We start from the raw sequence: 791 nt of genomic DNA on the forward strand, positions 1-791 counted from the left end.
TTTTGCGGTGCACCGCAAAACGTCGATTATGCTGAGAGTGTGATTATGCGGAGTGCTGATCGCTGAAGGCTGGATTTCTCGACGATAGCGGCGGCTTCTGCTCCGCATAATTCCACTGGTGTGGAAGAGGCGCCCCGCCGTGAAGCGGAGCGCCGATGTGCTGGTCAGCGCGACCAGATGAGCTTGTGCTCGCCCTTGTCGCCCTGGACCAGGGAGGCGTAGACCGGGGCCGTGAAGGACGGATCGTCGAGCTTGAGCGAGAGGTATTCGGCGCCTGTTTCGCGGGCGGTGCGGGTCCAGCCTGCTCCGAACTCGACACCGCCTGCAGTGACGCGGAAGTCCGGGGCGCGGTCGTTATCGCGGTCGCAGGGCTTGATGGTGGCCTTGACGTTGAGGGTGAGGGTTTTGATGGTGCCTGCGTAGGTGCCGTTTTCGTCGCGGGTGAAGGTGCCGATCTGAGCCATTGTCTTATCTCCTGAGGTTGTCCGAAGCCACCCGATGCGGCCTCGATGGCGGTCGAGAGGCGACGGATTGGACGGAATGCATCTGCAGGACCGCAGCGTGAGCGTAGGACGGCGGCAGCCGAGCTTGTTGGCTCGCGAGGAATGGCCGCTTGCGGTCAGGGGAAGAAGGTCGGCGGAGCCGTTGCAGGCCAGGGCCGGTCCGGTGCCAGACCAGCCCAAAAGAGAGGCCCTATCGGGGGCTTTGCGCCGTCAGCAGAGAACGACGCGAATGATCGGTTGTCGCCTCATCGGCATGATCAACGGCGCCGCCGGCGCCATCACCTCTCC

The 791-nt window shown here is 63.7% G+C and carries 2 protein-coding genes; one reads left to right on the forward strand and one right to left on the reverse strand.

The features are described from left to right. Window positions 1–164 precede the first annotated feature (164 nt). The gene (locus tag PH547_RS33740; protein ID WP_058328783.1) at window positions 165–464 is read right to left on the reverse strand and encodes a DUF736 domain-containing protein; all 300 of its coding nucleotides are present in this window, start codon (window positions 462–464) and stop codon (window positions 165–167) included. 97 nt (window positions 465–561) lie between these two features. Between PH547_RS33740 and PH547_RS33745 the strand changes: the two genes are divergently transcribed. Then, on the forward strand, window positions 562–791 hold a 230-nt coding region (locus PH547_RS33745; protein WP_285170488.1), incomplete at its 3' end, for a hypothetical protein.

Origin of the sequence: Rhizobium cerradonense (genome assembly GCF_030182455.1) — a bacterium.
Taxonomy (GTDB): Bacteria; Pseudomonadota; Alphaproteobacteria; order Rhizobiales; family Rhizobiaceae; genus Rhizobium.